Below are 19,135 nucleotides of genomic sequence, written 5' to 3' on the forward strand. Positions count from 1 at the left end.
TTAAAAATTTAATCTTTATTATTTATTTTATAATGTTTTTAGTTTAAGAAAGTCCAAAATTGTATATGTATTGTAAAAAATAATAGCTTATTATTGGTTCTTCCTGATCTTATATCCAATATTAATATGTTCTGGTAAATGTATGAACTAGACATCAAAGTTGTGCAAAGTCAGTTATTACAACCAATTAAATTTAGGTATTGATGTTTAAAAAAAGCATAATTTATATATTTTTGTAATGCATGAAATATCCTTAAATACTTTAGTTTTATATTAGGAATTTGCTAAATTAGTATTTTTATAGCATGTAGCTGAATAATAGTATAGAATTTGCCCAAAAGACTTATAATTGTAATTTTCTGTAGAATTTATGATTTGAAATGTATAGTTATGAATTCTAAATAGTAATTATATAAAATTATCATAATAAAATTAAAGTAACACTAAAGTGATATTAAAAAAACTATATCAAGAAAAAAGAAGTTGATGATAATAAACATTACTTTAAAAAAACTAAATTGTATTACAAGTTTCTGTGGAGTATTTATTAATGAGTATTCAGTAGTAGTAATATTTAAATAGTTTATATCTTTGTGTATTTGTAATGTATTTATGGTTTGAATTAAACTTAACTAAAAATGAGAATTTTTACGTAATGTTTAGTTTTTTCTCGTATATTTGTCTAATTATTACTGAATTTTATGTGTTTGATTATTGTTGACTCTATTAGTCTTGATACCTTGTCAAGATCTTTAGATAATATGATATTAGTAGTAAAATTTAATAAATATATTTTAATTAGTATTGAATTCTTAATGAATCATATTTAATAGATTGGAATATAGTTAATAAGATTTTTCCTGCTAAATATATAGAATTTTACTATCTTAGTAATGATATTAAAAGTATGTATATCGTTATAGTTCGCTGATTTTATAAGGTTTATTTGTGTTTAAAATTTGTGTAATACCTATGAGCATGATTATAACTTTGTATTATTTAATATTTCTTGTATGTAGATTTTATGTGTATTTGTATAATATTGGAACAGTAGATTACTGTTACTATTGTTATAAAGAATACGAGAATAATATAGCAATATTGTGATAGTTTTTGGTGCTATATATTATAGATCTTCAGATGTTTGTTAAGTTACCTTTAACATATACTTATTATAGTACTTCGTTGTTGATTTCTAAGTATTAAAAGTTGATAATATTTTACTGATGTATTTCATATATTGTATTATATCACCAATCAAATGGTATTGTATTATCTAAAACATAAATAGTTACTTTTAAATATTCTGATCGACATAATCTAATACTGCTATATATAAATTTTATGTTATATTGCATAAGGGAAGCTAGCAACAATCTGTAAGGGTCTTTTTATATCTTAAAATTTTATTTCTGTTGTTATAAGTGTATTGATTTTATGTGATATAACTATATAGATGATACATTACTTAACTTATAGTCTTGATTTTTGATAAATATTTAATATTGCTAAGTAAACGATAGGAATTGAGGTTAATAAATTGAATGTTATAACTATGGTATTATTAGAGTTTTATAATGCTATGTAATTCATTTTTTGATTTTTAAAATATCAATTAATTAAATGTATTAAAATGAATAGGTCATCTAGTTAATAATTTTTTTAATTAGTGTAATATAAGTTAAGTGATTGAATCAATAATTATAAACACCTCATTCTATAGTTATGATGTTAGTAATATATCATCTTGTTGTATTCTGTTACCTGTTTTATAAACAATTACTTGACCTAGATGTGTCTGGTAATTAAGATGTATGGTATATTTTTAATGTTAATTAATAAGTGTTAGATGAGTAATCTGAATAATGTCATACCTGTTTCCATAGAACAAGAATTAGAAGATTCATATTTATCTTACGCAATGAGTGTTATAGTTAGTAGGGCAATACCTGATATACGTGATGGGTTAAAACCTGTACATAGAAGGATTTTATATTCTATGTACAAATCTGGTTATGATTACAGTAAGCCTTATAAAAAAGCAGCACGTGTTGTTGGTGATGTTATGGGTAAATATCATCCGCATGCGGATGCAGCTATTTATGATTCTTTAGTGAGAATGGCGCAAGATTTTTCTTTGTTATTACCATTAATTGATAGTCAGGGAAATTTTGGATCAATAGATGGTGATCCGCCAGCTTCTATGCGTTATACAGAGGCAAGGTTAGCAAGAGCAGCACACTTTTTATTAAATGATATAGATGAAGATACTGTTGATTTCCGTCCTAATTATGATGGTAATGAATCTGAACCAGTAGTTCTACCAGCAGAATTTCCTAATATATTAGTTAATGGAGCAGGTGGGGTTGCAGTTGGTATGTCAACTAATATCCCTTCTCATAATTTAGGTGAGGTAGTAGATGCTTGTATAGCATATATTGATAATCCTGATATTACTTTTGATGAACTAATTCAGATTGTACATGGTCCTGATTTTCCTACAGGAGGTACTATATTAGGTGATGCTGGTATACGTTCTGCATTTATGACTGGAAAAGGTACTATAATTGTTCAAGGAAAAACACATGTAGAAGATTTACCATCTGGAAAACAAGCAATAATTATTGATGAGATCCCTTATCAGGTTAATAAAGCAAAGCTTATTGAGCGTATTCATGAATTAGTAAAAGAGAAAAGAATAGAAGGTATATTGGATTTACGTGATGAATCTAACAAAATGGGGATACGTGTTGCTATAGAATTGAAAAAACAAGTATCTCATCAAGTAGTATTGAATCAAATTTTAGGGCTAACTCCTTTAAGGACAAGTTTTAGTATTAATACTCTTGTATTGGATAATAATAAGCCAAAAGTGATGTCATTGCTTGATATCATATCAACGTTTATTGAGTATAGAAAAGAAGTTCTAACACGCCGTACGCAATTTAGGTTAAGAAAAGTTCGTGAAAAGGCTCACTTATATATAGGCATGTACATTGCTGTATTAAATATTGATCAAGTGATATCTATTATTAGGTCATCTCGTGATACAGCAGAAGCTACTAAGAGGTTGTTGGAGTGTAAATGGAGTGCTTTAGCATCTGTTAAAGAGATGATAGAACTTGTTGCAGATAGTAAAAGTATAGTGGTGAATGATGTTTGTCAGCTTACGGGTGTCCAAGTCAAGTCTATATTAGAGATGAAATTGCAACGTCTAACAAGTCTGGAAAAAGAAAAGTTAGAACTTGATTTGAAGTCTATGGTATCCATGATAAAACAGTATACTGAACTTCTTGGTAATAAAGAATCTTTGCTTAAACTGGTAAAAAATGGGCTAGAAGAGATAAAAGCAAAATTAGCTGTTCCTAGAAAAACTACTATAGATTATTCACATTTTGAAACTGATGTTGAAGATCTTATACCAAAAGAAGATATGGTTGTTACTGTAACTATGAGTGGTTATATTAAGCGGGTTAAACTTTCTAATTACCGTGCTCAAAGAAGAGGTGGTAAAGGAAGGATTGGACAGGCTATCAGGGAGGAAGATGTAATAACTAATCTTTTTGTTGTAAATACTCATACTAGTGTACTTTTCTTTTCTAATATTGGTAGAGTATATAAGTTGAAGGTATATAAACTTCCGTTGGGTGATCCTACATCTCGCGGTAGATCTTTAGTTAATATTTTTCCTCTAAGTGAAAATGAAGTAATCACTAGTGTCATGCCATTACCTGAGAACCAGGAAGATACAGAACAACTAAATATTTTATTTGCAACTGCATCAGGCAATTTAAGGCGTAATGCATTATCAGATTTTCAATATGTGCCGAGTAATGGAAAAATAGCTATGGTACTAGATGAAGGTGATACCTTGATATCTGTTAAAGTATGTACAGCAGAGAATCATGTTCTTATATCTACAAAGTTAGGAAAAAGTATTCGATTTGCTGTTAGTAATATCCGTCAGTTTAAGGGTAGAATTTCTGATGGGGTACGAGCAATTAGATTATCTTCAGAGGAAGATCAAGTAATATCTATGTCGGTGTTGATTGCTATGGAGGTAGACTCTGAGACAAAAGATCTATATTTAAAAGTTCCTTTAGAAAAACGTCTTCTTGTAAAAGAGGATGGCGTTATAAATCAAGGTGTAGCTAATATGTTAGTTGATCTAGGACTTAGTCAAGATGTGTTTATGTCTATGGTACAGAATGAAGAATTTATTTTGACAGTTACTGAAAATGGTTTTGGTAAAAGAACTTCTGCATATGAATACCGTACTACATTAAGAGGTGGAGTAGGTGTTGTCAATATTTTGACAACTAGAAGGAATGGTAATGTTATAAGTAGTTTCTCAGTTGAATCTAATGATCATATAATGTTAATTACAAATAAAGGAAAACTAATACGTATTGCAGTTAACGATATTAGAATTGTTGGTAGAAGTACTCAAGGTGTAACTTTATTTAAAACTGATAAGCAAGAAAAGGTTGTATCGGTAGCAAAAGTAATTGACCATAAAGATGAGTCTGACATTGATGATGTATAAATTCTGATAATTTTGCGTGATGGATGAGAACAAAATAAATTTGTTATTTAGTAAGTTTCAAGAACATAATCATTATCCTAAAATAGAGCTTAAGTATTCTAATGAGTTTACATTGTTAGTGGCAATAGTTTTGTCTGCACGTACTACTGATGTTAGTGTTAATAAGATTACAAGTAAATTGTTTAAAATTGCTGATACTCCACAAAAAATGTTGAATCTCGGAGAGGAAGGGTTAAAAAAATATATTAATACAATAGGATTATATAATGCAAAATCTAAAAATATAATTGCGCTTAGTAGTATTATTATAAACCAATACCATGGTATGGTACCTTTAGAGTTTGATGCACTTGTTGCATTACCGGGTGTAGGTAGAAAAAGTGCTAATGTGTTTTTAAATACATGGTTAAATTTACCGACTGTTGCTGTTGATACTCATGTATTTAGGGTTAGTAATAGAGTAGGTCTTGTAAAGGAGAATAATGTGTTAAAAACAGAAAGTGCATTAGTTAATGTAATACCAGAACAATGGTTATTGTATGCACATCACTGGTTAGTATTGCATGGTCGATATATATGTAAATCAAGAAAGCCGCTATGTAGTAAGTGTATAGTACAAGATTTATGTGAATATGAAAGTAAAAGTATCTAGGATTTGTAAGATATTTATTATTATGTGAAGTACAAATGTTATTGGAATTAATATTAAAAGTATGACTATTTGTATAAATTATAACCGCGATATATATACTTTTTGTTAGTAATATCTAGATTAGTTTTGTGATTTATAAAATTCAGTACCATCTTTATTTATGTGAAAGCTATTAAATTTAATAATACATGAGTAAATCTTGTTAATTAAATATTTATGTAGTTGTATATTAGTAATGTATTTATTGTAGTTAGTTCCTAAAATGATTGACTATATGCATTTATTTTTTTACAGTACTGGTATCTGTAGGATTGTTTGGATGTTTTATGAAATTAAACATAGTTGAGACTATTGTCAAGTTAAAGTGGGTAGGGCTGTTAGTACTTTTATTGTTAGTGATATCTGCAGGGGTATTATCTTGGATAAACTTGCAGAATCAAAAGACATCACAGCGTGTTGGTGACATGATGTACAACATACTAATGAATGATGTTGGAAATGATGAAATGGTCAAGATTTTAAATGATATTATTAAAGGTGAGAAATCTAATTATCAATATCTTGCTAAATTTAAATTGGCTAGTATTTATAGTGAAGATAAAGTTGAAGAAGCACGTGTGATATATGCTGAATTAGCTAATGATGAAAAGCTCATGCCTGAATTGAGAGAATTTGCACGTTATTTAGAAATTATAACATTGCTTAAAATGGATGATTCTGGTTTATTAAAGGATAGGATACAAAAATTGCTATCTCAAAAGTCAAATGTATATAAATCTTCAGATAAGGAAATTGTAGCAATATCTATGATTAAAGATAATGATGTAGAAAAAGCTGTCGGTGTAATAAAAGAAATAATTGGTGCTTCAGATTCTGATGCAATGGTATATAAGAATGCTATAGATTTATTGCAAATTTATGATAATTAATATGAATAAGGGCTTGAAAATTATTAGTGTAATTATTACTTATTTTCCTATGGTAGTTTAAGAGGGGTTGAAATGCAAGGTACTGTAAATTCTGAAAGGTTGAAATTTGATGCTGAAGTGGGAAAGGTATTAAAGCTTGTTATTCACTCTCTTTATACTAATAAGGATATTTTTTTAAGGGAATTAATCTCTAATGCTTCAGATGCATGTGATAAACTACGTTATCAATCTTTATCTAATCAGGATTTAATGGATGCAGGCTCTGAATTAAAAATTGTTATAAGTGTAGATAAGGATAAGAATAGACTATACATTTCTGATAATGGTATTGGAATGAATAGAGAAGATCTTATCAATAATTTGGGAACTATAGCACATTCTGGTACACAAAAGTTCTTGGATGCGATAAATAGTGGTGCTTCTTCTCAGCAGGGTGTTGTTGAATTAATAGGAAAATTTGGTGTAGGTTTCTACTCGGCATTTATGGTAGCAAGTGAAGTTATAGTTGAATCATGTAAAGCTGGTGAGTCAGTAGGATATCAGTGGAAGTCTTCTGGTGATGGTGAGTTTGTTATTTCTCAATTAGAAAGTGATCAAGTATCTCGTGGTACTAGAATTACTTTGGCCTTAAAACCTGAAGAATGTGAGTTTGTTGATAAGTTCCGTATTGAACATATTGTAACTACATATTCTTACCATATTAATTATCCAGTTTATTTTCTTAATGATAAAGGAGAAGAAGAGAGATTAAATAGTGAGGCTGCTATATGGACAAAAGCTAAGGATGAAATATCTGCTGAAGAACATCAGAATTTCTTCCGTACAGTAGCTCATGTAGGTGGTGAGCCATGGATGATATTACATAATAAGAATGAAGGTGTAATAGAGTATACTAATTTATTATATATACCCTCCATTAAGCCGTTTGATTTGTTTCATCCTGATAGGAAATGTTCAGTTAAGTTATATGTAAATAAAGTATTTATTACTGAAGATAACGTGCAAATTATACCACAATATCTAAGGTTTTTAAAAGGTATTATAGATTCTTCAGATTTACCTTTGAATATTAGTCGTGAGACTCTACAAAATAATAAAATTATTGAAAAAATAAAGCGTTCGCTAGTTAAACGAGTGTTGTCTGAATTGAAGAAAAAAGCCGAAAGTAATATAGAAGATTATACAAAATTTTGGGATAATTTTGGTTCTGTATTAAAAGAAGGATTATGTGAATCTATGAATACAGAGTTTCGTGAAGAGTTGATATCTGTATGCCGTTTCTATAGTACACATAGTAATGACTCATTAATTAGTTTAGAGGATTATATTGAGAGGATGAAGCCAGAGCAGAATAATATCTATTATTTGACTGGTAATGATTTAGATTCTATAAAGAAGAGTCCACAATTGGAAGGTTTTGTTAGTCGTGGTATAGAAGTTTTGCTTTTGGTTGATCCAGTAGATGATTTCTGGACTAATGTTGTTACTGATTACCAGAAGGTACCATTAAGGTCTGTAATACGTGCAGATGAAGACTTAGAAAAGTTTTCAGATGTTGAAAAGGATGATGAATCTAAAGAGAGTCAGAATGAGGATGCTCAGTCTAAAGAAAAAGTAGATAAATTTATTAGCTATGCTGCTCAAGTTCTTACTAATTTGGTTAGTAATGTTCGTGTTTCAAAGAAATTAACAGATAGTCCAGTATGTTTGGCTGTAGCAGATGGTTCTATGGATATTAGAATGGAAAGGTTTTTAAGGGAACAGAAACAGTTGAATTATAAGAGTACAAAGATTTTAGAAATTAATTCAAAGCATCCTATTGTTAGTAAGATGATAGATCAATATGCTGAAAATGGTGAGAATGCTGTGTTATGTAACATGTTACATCTATTATTAGGTCAGGCATGTATTCTTGAAGGGGAAGAGTTACAAAATGTGAGTGATTTTGCTGAGAGAATGAATAATGTGCTAAGTCAAATTAATTAATGAGAAAAAATGTAGGACAGCACGTTATATTTAGTAATATTTTTCCTTATGTGGTGTGTTTATAAGTTTAAAATGAATGGTTATTCTATGTAGAAACTGATTGTAATTTCTTATAAGAAGTTATATAATTAACTATTAAGTGCCTTAAAATATTTGGCATTTTATATTAATGGAGGCCTTGTCTTACCTGTAAGATAAAGTGTGTGTTACCTAATGGTTATGCATTGATAGTAAGACAAGGCCATATTTATTAACATAATCAGTTAATAATACTAGTATTGTAATTAAAAAATAGTAAATAGTCAATAGTAATTATTTAATAATTTTAATATAAGTTATATTTTTTATAATTTTAGTTAATCTATACTTAATGTTATTTAATAAGTTTATTAATAAATAACTGATATTTTCCGATACTTAGTTAAATAATCTTATGTTTATTTTTAATTATTATCGTACAAAAATACAAGTTCAAATAATGTAAAAATTAGTTTTATTATATAAATATAATAAATATTGTTATCTCGTGGTATGTATATTATAAGATTTATTCATTGAATACTTTCTCGAATATTTTGTCTATATGTTTGGTATAGTAATTAAAATTAAATAGTGATTCTAATTCTTTATTGTCTATATATTTTGCTACTTGAGGATCATTTTTTAGTTCATCTAAAAAGTTACTGTTGTTATCCCATACTTGCAATGCTCTACTTTGAATAATTTCATATGCTTTTTCTCTTGTTAGTCCATGTTTCACTAGTTCTAATAGTATTCTTTGAGAAAATACTAAGCCTTTAGATAGATCTATATTTTTCTTCATATTGTCTGGAGATAAAATTATATTTTGAAGTAAATTTGCCAACCTAACTAATGCAAAATCCATAGTAATACAAGCATCTGGTGCAATACATCGTTCAACAGAAGAGTGAGATATGTCTCTTTCATGCCATAGTGCAACGTTTTCTAGTGCAGGGATTACATAACTGCGTATTATTCTAGAAAGTCCTGTCAAATTTTCACTAAATATAGGATTTTTTTTATGAGGCATTGCTGAGCTACCTTTTTGCCCTGATGAAAAATATTCTATTGCTTCCATTAGTTCAGTTCTTTGTAGGTGACGAATTTCTATTGCTAGGTTTTCTATAGAGGATGCAATTACTCCTAATGTTGAAAAAAATATTGCATGTCGATCTCTTGGTATGACTTGTGAAGATATGGACTCGGATTTTAAACCTAAGGAATTTGCTACATATTCTTCAACAAATGGATCAATATTAGCAAAGTTACCCATAGCTCCTGAAATTTTACATACTGATATTTCGTCTTTTGCGATTTTTAATCTGTTGTAGTTGCGTTTAAACTCTGCATAAAATCTTGCAAATTTTAAGCCAAATGTGATTGGTTCTGCATGTATGCCATGACTTCTTCCCATACATAGCATGTATTTTGTTTCTATGGATTTTTCCCTTAGAATATTTAGTATAACTTCTATGTTACGTAGTAGTAGGTCACAAGATTGTTTTAGTTGAATAGAGAGGCATGTATCTAATACGTCAGAACTTGTCATTCCATAGTGTAGATATCTGATGTCTGAATTGGTTGATTCTGCTATATATGTTAGAAATGCTATTACATCATGTTTTACTACAGATTCAATCTCATTAATTCGGTCTATATCAAAGTTTTCAATTTTATTTTTTAAATTCTCAAGTATATAACTTGGAATAATACCGAGTTTTACTTGTGCTTCACATGCATAATATTCTATATCCATCCATATTTTAAATTTATTGTTTTCTTCCCAGATTGCTGACATTTCAGGTCTGCTATAGCGTTTGATCATTATTTATCTCCAATATTTTTAATTATTTTGCGAACGTTAAAATATTATTGCTTGTGTAAAAATATATATAACATGTTATGTGTAAAGCATTATTATAATTGCTGAGTAAATTTGTACATCTTATACATTTTAAGCCTACAAACATTAAGAGTGTTTATAATTTTTGTATACTTTGCAATAGATTTATTTTTTATAATGAGCACGTAAGAGGATGATATAAATTTCTTGCACTAAGATAGTTATTGTTTTACAATCTAGCCTCAAGTACAGCTCTAGTATTAAGCGGGAATGGCTCAGTTGGTAGAGCGCTACCTTGCCAAGGTAGAGGTCGAGGGTTCGAACCCCTTTTCCCGCTCAGTTGCTTTGAATTTTCGTAAGTTTTACTAGTAGTATTTTTATTATTTTGTTTGTATGTCTTTATTTATATAGTATTTATATTGTAAAATTAATTATACTTTTTAGAGATATAGTGCTTTTAAATAGATGTAAAACTTAGTAATAATCGTGTTTTCTCATAAATGTAAAATATTGGTAATGCTTAGAAAGTTAATCTTTAATTTTTTTAAAAGAAAATTAATATAGTATCAGTACTTACTATTGTAGTAATTAATAGTAATAAACTATTTGTAAATATATTTTTTCATAAAATTAAGAAGAGAATTATATATGTTATTTGTTAGTGCTATATTAGATATGAGTTTTTTATATATAAAACATTAACTGGTATTTCTTTAACATTGTCTTATTTTTTTATTTTTAATAAATCATGCTATAAGTTAATGTCTGAATATTATTTTTTCTTTCAGTATTTTTATTGTTATGGTAAAAAACAGAAGATTGTTGCATTTTTTTATCTAATATTCATTTTTGATCTCTAATATATTATTTTCTACATAATATTTAGTTGTAGTTCTGTATTTAAAAAAAACGATGTTTTATAAAAAATATAATAATACATTTAGTCCAATCTCTTGATTTATTAGTGTGATGATTATTTCAAGATTATATTTATTTAATAGGGTCATTATACATTATAAGTTGGAAAGTACTTTTGTATTAAATATTTGATGTTTTTGTACTACAATGTTTGTAGAAGGTAGATTTTTTGTATGTTGCATTAGTATTACATAGGTGTAAAGAATTTTTTAGTAATATTAAAAAGGAATAGTACGCTTAAGTAATATAGAGCATGATGATCGAGCAAACTATAAAGATATGTAAGCAGAATCATTATGTGGTATTCAGTATGTGAATACAAATCTATCAATGTACAATTATAATATTATTAGTTGTTCTAATATTGGAATCAGTAATAAATTAGTTTAGTATTGTCAGTTGTGTAGAGTTTTTATTGTATGTAAACGTAAAAACAGGGTACATAAATATGTATGCTGTATACAGTTTATGTGATTCTTCTGTGTCCTATTATCTTACTCTTATAGAAATTATAAAAGATTTAGGTTTTTACTGCAATATGTGAGCTAGCATTATATGATTTAGTAAATAATATTAGATTTTATTGGCAATGCATTAAATACTTACTCTTAAATTATAAAATTAGGTAGTGTTTCTTCTTAGTAATTGCTATTAAGAGGTGTTCAATAAGGTTGTAAATACTGTTAATATTAATTTTTAAAGAAATATGTAAAAGTTTTTAAAATAAGTATTATATGTTAAATAAGATCAGAATTATTATAAATGAAATATAGCAAATTCTACTACGGGTAATAATGTTATGACTTATATTGATTAGTAATGATCATGAGTATGTAATACTATAAAGCAGTGTTATATGTCCTAAAGTGTACCAACTTACTTTGTCATCTTTAGTTATAGTACTATAATACTGGTGCGTATTAATATAACCTATCAAGATACTACATTTATATTTGAATAGTAATTTGAGTTATTTCATATTGGTTATGTTAAGTATTTTTATAAAACTTAGTTATATTTTTAAGTAGTTTAATATTTCTATTTATGAGTCAGTTTTAAAAAACTATTATACATGATTTGGGATATTATATAATGTCTAACCAAAATATTAGTAAAATAATGTTTGTTAAAAGTATTTGTCAATAAGTTCTGATATCTAGAACATAAGATTATCATGAATCATAACACAAGAGTATTTATTATGAAATGATCAACTAATAATATTATTATTAAAGTTTTTTAACTATTGTCAGTTAATTAAAAATAGTAAGTTCAAGAAGAGATTATATTTAGATTTATTAAGTTTCTATATAGACATTGATTTATATATATTAATATGTTAAATTATTTATTAATAGCTGGTATTGTGACACATTTTTATGTTGATTATTAATGAGTATGTTAGAAAAAAATTGATACCATATAAATCTTATATTGGATTATTTCCTGAAGCTAATAAGGTAAATAGTAGTTTGTGGTTATTTCAGAGAAGACAGAATATACTACTTGATATGTCTTATGGTATATACTCTTTTGCGATAGATTATGTGGATTATGTTTTTAAAAAACGTAGTAAGAAAGATCAAATTATTTGTGCTATAAAAACTAATATACATATTTTTATTTCTAATACTCTGTTTTTCATGATGATTTATCTATTGATTCATTCTAAGATTTTAGGAGTATTTATTAAAAATAATACAAATATTGTGCTTGATGCTTTCCTTACTTCAGTACTTTTGTCATCTATTTCTGTTATTTTAGGCTGTATTGTACACGCTATTGTTTTAAAAGCAGAAGGTAAACCTATTTCTGATTTTGCTTCTACAGGAGAATTGGAAGATAAGTTATTATGTACAGATTTTTTTATATGTTTATCGGCAATATCGCTGCGTATTTATAAATTATTATGTGATTTTGTTAGTAAATTCATATTTAATACGAGTAAAGTAAAAAATTCAGTATATTTAGAACGATCATGTCACACAATGTTATATTTGAGGTATGTATGTACGTCCTTGTATAATAACATTGTTTTATTAACAAAGTTCTGTGCTGATAAAGATTCACTACCACTTAGTGTGAGATCTTATTTTGAGAGTTGTATAGATGATGTAAAACACATTCAAGAACAGTTAAACAGTAGGTGTGAAAAATTTTCTTATTTAGTTGATGTATGTCAAAGAAATCCTGATCTATACGTAGGTGAGGAACTTTATTACATGCTTAATCAGATTGAATATGATATTCGGAATAATGAATTTTCTTCTTTGTGTATTTGTATAAAAAATATGATGGAGGCTTTACCTGATAATCTTACGTTACAGAAAATATTACTGGATATTCAGTATATAACTTGTGATTTAGGATACAAAGTACAGGAATGTATATATGAACCAAGAGTAAAACAGGTAAAAAGTAGCAGTGATAAGTATGTTTGTCAGTCAATTTCCTAGGTATTCAAAAGATCTGTTTTCTCTAATAGCGCTGCAAAGGTTTTTTATACTAGTGATAGTTATAGGATATTTTACTGTTAAATGATGAGTAAATGGGTAGAACATGAATTTCCTTATCGGTTAATTAGTATTTGATAGTGTTTTTAGTGTATATGATACGTTTTTAATGTGTAAGTTAATACATTTATAAAATAGTTTTTTGGTTATAAATAGTGTAGATGATAACAGTGTATAATAATGGGACTTTGATTCTATAAGGAAATAACTATATGTAGAATAAGTAAGAATTATTTAGTTATATGATAGTATCTGTGTTGTGAATATGCTGTTTTGTAGTTCATATTAATTGTTGTAGTACTATTTTATAGAAAAATTATATATTATTATGAATTATACATATTCTGATAGAATGTATTATTTTGAATATATAAAGTGAAAATTACTTTATAGTATTATTTTAATAAAATACAAGGATGAGTTATCAATATAGATTATTATTTATAATATATGAAAACTATGTAAATAAATTAGATATAAAATTGTTTTTCTAGTGTAATAGGTAATTTATATAAATTGTATTATCAATGAGATTTAATTAAGAAATCTATTATTAATATATATATATTAAATCAATAAAAACTGTATTGTAATTTTATGATATTTTGAATATTAGATAAGTCTGATTTTTTTTAGATGTAGGTTAAGTACTTACACAACTAACAATGTATTATTTTAATTAAAAAGTATCATGCAATATTAATTGTATGTTGTGAATGATAAGTTTGTAAGTGTTATATATCTAATTTACTTTACGTAACGAATAGTTATATTTCTTGAGGTATATATTATTTTGTATACTGTAAATGTAGTGGCTTACATAGTTAATAATTTTGTAGTAATGATATTAGTTAATTAAGTAGTTTACGTTATAAAATTGTATTTATATATGAAATTAAGTCCAGTACTAATAAGTAATGTGTTGTGTATTTTACTGTTATTAATATACAAGTAGTAGGAACTTTAATGATAGAAATTTAGTTATGATAATTAATTACAGTATGGCTTGCATGAGTGTTATGTTTAAGTAGGTACTTATGTGAATTCTCGTATGATTTATTTATATATTAAATAAGTATATATCCTTTATAAGATAAGTAATAAATAGTAGTATGTACATGATAAATAAGTCTTGATTAATAGTTAACTATTATGTTAATATTTTAATATATAGAATGTTTAATTTAAGTACTTGTTTATGATTACGTAGTTAGCTAATTTGGAGGATATAGTGGCTATTGTCAATGACTGTGTTAGGGATAAATTTTTATTATATAAGAAATTAATTTTAATTCCTTCAGTAATTGTTTTATCTACTATTATTCGTAATAAGCATGATAAATTTTATGTTGCTAGTAGTTATGTTAAGTATCTTTATGCTAATCGTAATGCAAAAAGTAAGGTAATCAGTATTGTTGCGGTTACTGTACATGTTTTTATTTCTAATATTGTTTTTTTCTTTGTAGTTTTTAATTGTACTGCTAAATTTTGGCAAACAGTATTTAGTAAACTAAAAATTAATACACTTATTCCATTACTTAATTTATTTATTGGAGCAGTCATTTTCTCAAGTGCATACCTTCTTATTGGATATATTATGCATGCTATTGTGTTGAAAAAACGTGGTTTGTCTTTTAAGGATTTTGTAGCAAATGGAGAATTAGAGGATGAGCTATTGTGTACAGGAATATTTTCATTACTTTTTGTGATATGTGTACGTATCTGTACGAAATTTCTTAGGATATTTAAAAAATTGATATTTAGTACATTGGAATTGGATACACGTATGCCATTACAATTGATAAAATTGAGGATATCGATGGTAAAAAATGTACTTGGTAAAATTGAAGAAATGTTATCAAGGTTTAATGATATATGTAATGATTTTCAAGAATTATCAGAATTAATGGGTAATGCCTTTGTCATGAGGTTGAATTTACAAAGAAATGCTATTATAGGGCAGTGTGGATATTATTATGAGCAATTTGAATTTTGGGAAGATGTATGTGATAGGTATGGTAAAAGATATATGGATAGATCTCATATGTTTGTAAAATGTGCTGATGATATTCTTCAAGATTTAAGAGGCATTGAAGATCAATTTCGTAGTATTATGGGAGATTTAGTAGATAGTCTAGAAATGCGTAGAAGTAAACGGTGTAGTATCTGTAGAAATTGTAAAGTATTATCGAAAAAAGAAAAAGAATTAAATAAATTTATCAATGGGATTAGAACTCTACTTGATGAACCAATGATAGGGGCTGTTAGAATAGATATTATTGTTGGATATAATTCAGGTAGTATGCCGTCTTTTATAGAAAAGTGCTATTATGGTTAAATAACTAAAGTTATATACTATTAATATTTATTACGTAAATCATTAAAATTGTATAGATAAACAATAAGTCATTAATAATATATTTTTATATATTGATATTTTTCTTAAAAAATCAAGTAAACTTTAAAATAGTAGGATAAGATATCCTAGTTAGTATAAAGTTAACAATATTTTTCTCTAATTATATTTAGGTTTACAGTTTTTGAAATATATGGATGATAATAAACAGTTTGAAAAGCATATAATAGAAGAATTAAGTTATTTTTTACAGCAGTGACATATATATAATTCTTGTCGAATTATTACAATTACGTTACGGTAGTCATGTCTTTCCTACTCATGATGAAGAAAAATCTTTAGAAGCAGACCCTCGCATTCCTATGTCATCAGAAGCTACAGAAGATACCCCTTTATCAGGTGTAATAGTAGAATCAAATTATGTGTTTGTTATATTCTTCAGGTTTTGTTGAAAGGTTTCATATATGGTTAGGTAATAAAAATACTGAACTATCCAGTATAACATCATATTTATGAAACTGATATAACAGAATAATATTTGTTATTATTGGTTTACATAGTGAATTGCTATATAAAAAATCCAAAGTAGATATTTTTATATAGCATGATAATAAAAAAACGAGAACAATACTATCAATTCTTTGATGACTATTAATCATCACGGTCTGTTAGTATAAAATATTATGTGGTTCTTGGTCTATCTCTTGCGGAACTGGTAGCTTGATTACAGATTATACTACTAAGATCTACACTACTTAGTTGTCTAGGGATAGTTTGTCCTTCTTGTCTTGATTCTACTACTACACTTGATAAAGGGGTACCTTCTGTAGTTTCTGATGATATAGGAATATTGTGATGGTCTTCTAAAGATCTTTCTTCATTATTATGACTAGAAAAGACATAACTACCGTAACGTAATTGTAATAATTCTGGAGTATTACGGGTGGATGATTTTTTACTTTTTGATTTAGTAGTACGGCTACTTGATTTTTTAGTGGATTGTGATTTAGTAAAACATAGTTCTATTGATGGGCAACAACTTCCTGTAGCTCCTTCTGGTTGCTCTGGTGCATTTAAGTCTGACCTCTGTTGTCTTCTTGATCTACATGCGTTTTGTTCACGTATTATTTGTTCTGCTTCTTCATCTGTAACTTCTCTAATAGAGGGGGAGCTAGATACTTCTTCTTCCATAACACGTACTTCTTCATTAAGTAATGCCATCATTTCTTCAACTGTTAGTTGAGACATATGCCTTAAATGTCCTCTTTCGGCTAGTGGCATAATAAAAATATGGCTTCTATTCTGTTGTATACTATCGTCTATTAGATCTTGAATTGTAGCTATATTAAGTTGTACAGTACTGATACTATCCATTACTTGACCACATACTATATCAGCATACACGCTTAGTACGACATCTATTCCAGTTGCTAAACTTAAGTAACGTAGTTTATCACCTAATAAGTCAAACATTGGTAACACTACAAGTGAAGATGTGAGCCTTGTTAAAGAAGCACATGTGTATCTTTCCATGGAACGAGAATATAATACTCTACCCCTATTATAGCATAATGCCATAAGTAGTGAAAGTGGCCTTAAAGCTTTTATCCCAGCAACAAGCAGTGTTTTGTTAAGAGATGCACCAACGTATTCTAGTACTAATGTTATTGCAAAACTAGTGTACATATAAGGAGGACGTAGAAGTACTTTCTTTCTTGAACGATAACTACTACGTGCAAGAGCATTTGCAACTGACTGAAGCTTTGCTGGTTCCTCAATGAATGAAGATGGTAAAAAGAACCTAAAAATACTGAATTTAAGGGCTGTATCTTTTATATCATGAGTAATTAGATCTGAAGGTTGTACAGCAACATTACCAACCCAGCGAAATATCATTGATCCCATTAGATGAAGATCCTCATGTCTTCCTCCTAATGTAAGGCTATTCTGTGATAATCTATCTAGTATGTATCGATTTCTCATTTCTCCACACATAGTAGCTGGCAGTGCACAAAATAACTGGGTAGCAGAGACTATAGTTGTTAACACTGCAGGTATGCCATTCATGATTCCTGCGTATTCTGGAAAATATTCAGATGAATGTTCAGGAGCAAAAACAACAGTTACATTAGTCCCATTATTAGATGAACTATTAGTATGTAGTTGTGCGAAAGTAGTAGCATTGTTACGGTATTGTGTAATGTATTGTTGGTAGAGAGTACGATTGTGTTTGATAGTAAAATTAGAGCCAGTAAAAGCCTTTACATCATTTCGTGATCTGTCAACAGCATATTCTGAATGAGTACGTGTTACAAAACCACATAAGATACCCATTACGTATCCAAATGAAAGAGCTAAGACATTTGCGTTAACAATACCTGCGAAATTAATAAACCTGTTTATATTTGGATGCTCTCTAGCAAAATCCTCTCGTAGTGTTGATAAAGTATTATCTCTATGATTTGTTGTCAAAGCAGTAAGAATTAGACTGACAGCAGTACAGTACTCTGTTTTAAGTTGTTCAGCTGCATTTTCAGTTAATGGAAAATCATATCCATTATTATTAGCTATACTAAGTATTGCAAGTGCTAACCCTCTGAGTAATACATTTTGAGGAGTAAGAAGAGATGTAGTATAAATAGTTTTAAGTGCTTCATTGCAAAGTACACGGGTATTACTATTGTTCAAATATCTTTGCACAAATAGTGTATAATCCTCTAGTAGTTGTGGATTGAATGTATGATTATTTGGTATACCTGAGAATGTACTATCTTCAGGATGAAATATATGTTCTTGACTTAGTGCTTGATTACTTTGATTTTGATGAGCAATTAAGGACACTAAGTTTAAAAATATCTTATACAGAAAAGACGTCTTATTGTTGTTACACTCAATTTGATCTGATACTATAACTAAATCGTCAAGTGATAATGAATTCTCAATTATATAAGAACGTACCTCTTCAGTTACAAGAAGAGATGCTTCACTGTCATTACCTTGTTTATTAAGAAATCTTCTAGAAAACTTATCAGAGAGATAAAGTATAGGATGATGAAAAAATGAAAAACGTTGTGGTCTATAACTTGCAATTAATGACTTAATATAATCAAGAAGTTGCTTTTGTCTGGTGTTTAATTTTACTTTATTCATAGCATGTTGCCCTCCTGTAAAAAGCATCTAACATGCCCAACCTTACTAAGGAAGTCATTATAATGACTATATTAATAATTCCTTAATAAAACCTGCATAACCAGTACAGCTTCTATATTAAAAAATTGACTTAGTCAACGAAAATTTTTGTATTCACACAATTTGCTGTAGAAAATTTGGATTATAACTCACTAATGTAGTGAAATATATATGTTAAAAAG

Annotated in this window: 8 protein-coding genes and 1 tRNA gene; 7 read left to right on the top strand and 2 right to left on the bottom strand. The window is 27.8% G+C overall.

What is annotated here, in order from left to right; all coding sequences use genetic code 11:
* The first annotated feature begins 1,849 nt into the window (after positions 1-1,849).
* The 4 genes from gyrA to htpG all read left to right on the top strand — a co-directional run bounded on the left by gyrA (position 1,850) and on the right by htpG (position 8,113).
* Positions 1,850-4,546: a DNA topoisomerase (ATP-hydrolyzing) subunit A gene (gene gyrA / locus ERUM_RS01330; protein WP_011154926.1), complete on the top strand. Its 2,697-nt coding sequence runs from the start codon at positions 1,850-1,852 to the stop codon at positions 4,544-4,546.
* A gap of 19 nt (positions 4,547-4,565) precedes the next feature.
* Positions 4,566-5,198, top strand: a complete 633-nt coding sequence (gene nth / locus ERUM_RS01335; protein WP_011154927.1) for an endonuclease III — start codon at positions 4,566-4,568, stop codon at positions 5,196-5,198.
* A gap of 326 nt (positions 5,199-5,524) precedes the next feature.
* The gene (locus ERUM_RS01340; protein WP_231837237.1) at positions 5,525-6,127 is read left to right on the top strand and encodes a hypothetical protein; all 603 of its coding nucleotides are present in this window, start codon (positions 5,525-5,527) and stop codon (positions 6,125-6,127) included.
* Positions 6,128-6,199: 72 nt separating this feature from the next.
* Positions 6,200-8,113 carry a molecular chaperone HtpG gene (htpG, locus tag ERUM_RS01345; RefSeq protein WP_011154929.1) on the top strand — a complete coding sequence of 638 codons (1,914 nt, stop codon included), beginning with the start codon at positions 6,200-6,202 and terminating at the stop codon, positions 8,111-8,113.
* Between the two features lie 547 nt (positions 8,114-8,660).
* On the opposite strand, the gene purB is transcribed toward htpG, so the two are convergent.
* Positions 8,661-9,959, bottom strand: coding sequence for an adenylosuccinate lyase (gene purB / locus ERUM_RS01350; protein WP_011154930.1), 1,299 nt, complete (start codon positions 9,957-9,959; stop codon positions 8,661-8,663).
* Positions 9,960-10,241: 282 nt separating this feature from the next.
* Between purB and ERUM_RS01355 the strand changes: the two genes are divergently transcribed.
* The 3 genes from ERUM_RS01355 (at position 10,242) to ERUM_RS01365 (ending at position 15,746) form a co-directional block, all read left to right on the top strand.
* Positions 10,242-10,314 (top strand) — tRNA-Gly (locus tag ERUM_RS01355).
* 1,960 nt (positions 10,315-12,274) lie between these two features.
* Entirely contained in the window at positions 12,275-13,351 is a 1,077-nt protein-coding gene (locus ERUM_RS01360; RefSeq protein ID WP_011154931.1) for a hypothetical protein, read from the top strand.
* A 1,288-nt stretch (positions 13,352-14,639) separates the two neighbouring features.
* Positions 14,640-15,746 carry a hypothetical protein gene (locus tag ERUM_RS01365; protein WP_011154932.1) on the top strand — a complete coding sequence of 369 codons (1,107 nt, stop codon included), beginning with the start codon at positions 14,640-14,642 and terminating at the stop codon, positions 15,744-15,746.
* Between the two features lie 699 nt (positions 15,747-16,445).
* Here ERUM_RS01365 and cpg1 read toward each other — a convergent pair.
* Entirely contained in the window at positions 16,446-18,941 is a 2,496-nt protein-coding gene (gene cpg1 / locus ERUM_RS01370; protein WP_011154933.1) for a Cpg1 family polymorphic protein, read from the bottom strand.
* Positions 18,942-19,135 lie beyond the last annotated feature (194 nt).

The organism is Ehrlichia ruminantium str. Welgevonden, from assembly GCF_000026005.1.
Classification (GTDB): Bacteria; Pseudomonadota; Alphaproteobacteria; order Rickettsiales; family Anaplasmataceae; genus Ehrlichia; species Ehrlichia ruminantium.

Coding starts and splice junctions, on each gene's coding strand:
- gyrA (WP_011154926.1), top strand. CDS start 1,850: ATGAGTAATCTGAATAATGTCATACCTGTTTCCATAGAACAAGAATTA.
- nth (WP_011154927.1), top strand. CDS start 4,566: ATGGATGAGAACAAAATAAATTTGTTATTTAGTAAGTTTCAAGAACAT.
- ERUM_RS01340 (WP_231837237.1), top strand. CDS start 5,525: ATGAAATTAAACATAGTTGAGACTATTGTCAAGTTAAAGTGGGTAGGG.
- htpG (WP_011154929.1), top strand. CDS start 6,200: ATGCAAGGTACTGTAAATTCTGAAAGGTTGAAATTTGATGCTGAAGTG.
- purB (WP_011154930.1), bottom strand. CDS start 9,959: ATGATCAAACGCTATAGCAGACCTGAAATGTCAGCAATCTGGGAAGAA.
- ERUM_RS01360 (WP_011154931.1), top strand. CDS start 12,275: ATGTTGATTATTAATGAGTATGTTAGAAAAAAATTGATACCATATAAA.
- cpg1 (WP_011154933.1), bottom strand. CDS start 18,941: ATGCTTTTTACAGGAGGGCAACATGCTATGAATAAAGTAAAATTAAAC.